Annotated in this window: 4 protein-coding genes; all 4 read right to left on the minus strand. The window is 37.8% G+C overall.

Annotated elements, in window-relative coordinates; genetic code table 11:
• Nucleotides 1-434: IclR family transcriptional regulator (locus tag COZ07_RS08195; protein WP_406608078.1), on the minus strand; the 434-nt coding region annotated here is incomplete at its 3' end.
• A gap of 411 nt (nt 435-845) precedes the next feature.
• Nucleotides 846-1838, minus strand: coding sequence for an ABC transporter ATP-binding protein (locus tag COZ07_RS08200; protein WP_406608079.1), 993 nt, complete (start codon nt 1836-1838; stop codon nt 846-848).
• Nucleotides 1825-2823 carry an ABC transporter ATP-binding protein gene (locus tag COZ07_RS08205; RefSeq protein ID WP_406608080.1) on the minus strand — a complete coding sequence of 333 codons (999 nt, stop codon included), beginning with the start codon at nt 2821-2823 and terminating at the stop codon, nt 1825-1827. The genes COZ07_RS08200 and COZ07_RS08205 overlap by 14 nt, the downstream gene beginning before the upstream one ends.
• Before the next feature lie 3 nt (nt 2824-2826).
• A partial coding sequence (locus tag COZ07_RS08210; RefSeq protein ID WP_406608081.1) for an ABC transporter permease occupies nt 2827-3208 on the minus strand: 382 nt, incomplete at its 5' end.

Below are 3208 nucleotides of genomic sequence, written 5' to 3' on the forward strand. Positions count from 1 at the left end.
TTAGCTAAAATTACTTTTGAACTGGCAGTACAATGAAAAGGCATTTCCCGGCCTATTTCCACAAAAAGATTAGTATTTATATTTTGACTAGAAAAAATTGAATCTATACAAAACCCTTGGTCGTTTTTCCAAACAGTTAAAAAAGTAGTTTCTCCGGTTTCATTACAAACCTTTTTCAAAATAGGTTTGGCAATTTGTCTAAGGTCAAAAGACCTTAAAAGCGAATTAGAATATTTAAGTAAACGTAACCCCATTCTATACCTGGAAGTATCCTTTTCTTGCTCCACTATAGAATATTCTAATAAATCTTTTAATATTCGATGAACGGTGCTCTTGGGCAAATTTAATTTTAAACTCAGTTCGGTTACTCCCACATCTCTATTTACATCACTTAAATAATCTAAAATATCTATTGTTTTTCTTAATGATTTCATCTGCTCTTAACTTTTTTATATTGTTCCATAATATGGAAAAATGTTCCATTTTATAAATCTTTTTATATTATACTACCTATTTTTAAAAATATCCTTCTTTTTTTTAAAAAAATATAAAAAATTTTAACTTAAATTAATTTTATCCACTTTAATAATAATAAAAATTATTTACTAGTAGAGCGTTCTCTAAATATCTTTACATTTTGTTCTGTCATTGCGAGGAGCAAAGTAAGCCTGCCCCTGCGAAAGCAGGGGAAGCAATCCCTTTATTTATAAGGACTTGAGATTGCTTCGCTATCGCTCGCAATGACAAATCATTGTAACATTATTAAAGAAACGCTCTACTAGCATCAAAGGTCGCCATGAATTGAAAAAGCCGAGGCTAATCCGTAATAGGTAACAAGTTTTCTATTAATTTAATGGAAAATGACACTTCACCAAATGTCCTTTACTTATTTCTCTAATTTCAGGTTCTTCATTGACACATTTATCTTTCATAAAAGGACATCTGGTGTGAAACCTGCAGCCCTGAGGCGGGTCTATCGGACTCGGAATTTCACCTTTGGGAAGGACTTTTTTCTTTTTCTTTCTCGGATCAGGATGGGGAATTGAATTCAGGAGAAGTAAGGTGTAAGGATGCATAGGACATGAAAATATGTCATTTTTTGACCCGATCTCCATAATCTGACCAAGATACATCACTGCTATATAATCTGCCATATAATCGATGACAGCTAAATTATGGGTAATAAAAAGATAGGTTAAGGAAAAGTCTCGCTTCAGACTCTTTAACATTTTCAAAATAACTGCCTGTACCGAAACATCAAGGGCAGATGTGGGTTCATCCAACACCAGAAATTCTGGTTTTAAAACAAGGGACCTGGCTACGGCAATACGTTGGCGTTGGCCTCCGCTAAATTCGTGAGCATACCGGAACATATGCTCTTCCCGCAAACCAACCTGTTCAAGAATATCTTTTACCCTTTGGTAGATTTCTTCCGATGAAAGTTTAAAATGAATCTGCAGGCCTTCTCCTATAATATTTTTTACCAGTTTTCTGGGATGAAGCGAATTATACGGGTCTTGAGAAACAATCTGCATTTTCCGACGAAAGATGCGGAGTTCCCTTGCGTTAAGAGAGAGAATATCTGTCGAAAGATATCGAATAACACCCGAATTCGGTTCTATTAACCGAAGTATGGTTCGCCCTATGGTCGTTTTTCCGGAACCGGATTCACCGACAATGCCAAAGACACTATTTTTAGGAATATCAAAAGAAATGTCATCCACCGCTTTCACATACTTGACGGAAGAGAATAAACCCTGTTTAATGGCAAAGTATTTTTTAAGATGCTCAATCGATATTAAATTTTTTATTTCCCCTTTCGCTTCAGCTGTTTGCATTTTGTATATCTTCCTTCCCATATAAATAACAGGCTACATAATGATCGGATTTAATTTCTACCAGAGGCGGAAAATCTTTTCGGCAAATATCCATGGCGTGCTTGCATCTTGGGTGAAAACGACAACCGGAAGGCGGATTGACTAAATCCGGCACAATCCCTGGTATACTCTGAAGTTCATCTGTCCTCCCTATTTTTGGCACTGCTTTAAGAAGCCCTCTGGTATAAGGGTGATGAGGATTTTCAAAAATATTTGTCGTCCTGGCATATTCAACCATGTTCCCTGCATACATGACCGCCATTTTATCACAGAATTCCGCTGCAACTCCCATATTATGGGTAATTAATATCACCGCATTGCCAAACTTCTTCACTAATTCATCAAGCAATTCCAGGATTTGCGCTTGTATGGTCACATCAAGGGCAGAAGTCGGTTCATCTGCTATAAGCAGTTTTGGATTAGAAGACAAAGCCATGGCTATCATAACCCTTTGCGCCATGCCTCCGCTTAATTCGTGAGGATAAAGATTGATGGTTCTTTCCCAATCAAGACCCGCGATTTCCAACATTCTTCTAACCTCTACATATACTTCCTTCCCTATCTTTTTATTCTTTACCTTACTAATGCTTTCCGCTATCTGAAACCCTACTTTCATCACCGGATTCAGGGCAGCATTCGGTTCCTGAAAGATCATCGATATCTCTTTACCCCGAATATTAATCAAGGAAGTTTCTTGCATAGAGGTCAATAGTTTATCTCCAAATAGGATATCTCCTTCCATGATTTCACCAGGTTGTTCTATTAAACCCATGATGGATAATGCCGTTACGGATTTACCGCATCCCGTTTCTCCTACAATGCCAAGCCTTTCACCTTTGTTCATCCATAGTTCTACGCCGTTTAATGCTTTAATGATTCCGCGATAAGTATAAAAGACCACCTTAAGTTTACTTATATTTAAGAGATCCCCTCTCACCTTTTGCATCCATTACCTCCTAAGCCTGGGGTCTAATATGTCTCTAATACCATCACCTAAAAGATTAAAACCCAAAACGACAAAAGCTATGGCCATACCCGGAAAAGTACTTATCCACCACTGGTTTACAAGATAATTTCGTCCATCGCTGACAATGGCTCCCCATTCCGGCGTGGGAGGTTGTGCTCCAAGACCAAGAAATCCAAGACCTGCTGCGGTAAGAATAATGGTTCCCATTCTTAAAGTCAGTTGAACGATTACCGGAGATATAGACATGGGCAAAACATGAAAAGCAATGATTCTCAAATCCTTCGCCCCTACTGCTCTTATTGCCTCAATATATGGTTGAGATTTTACTTTCATTGCTTCTGCCCTTCCCAGTCTCGCATAGACC

It is taken from the genome of Candidatus Infernicultor aquiphilus (assembly GCF_002784285.1).
GTDB lineage: Bacteria > Atribacterota > Phoenicimicrobiia > Phoenicimicrobiales > Phoenicimicrobiaceae > Infernicultor > Infernicultor aquiphilus.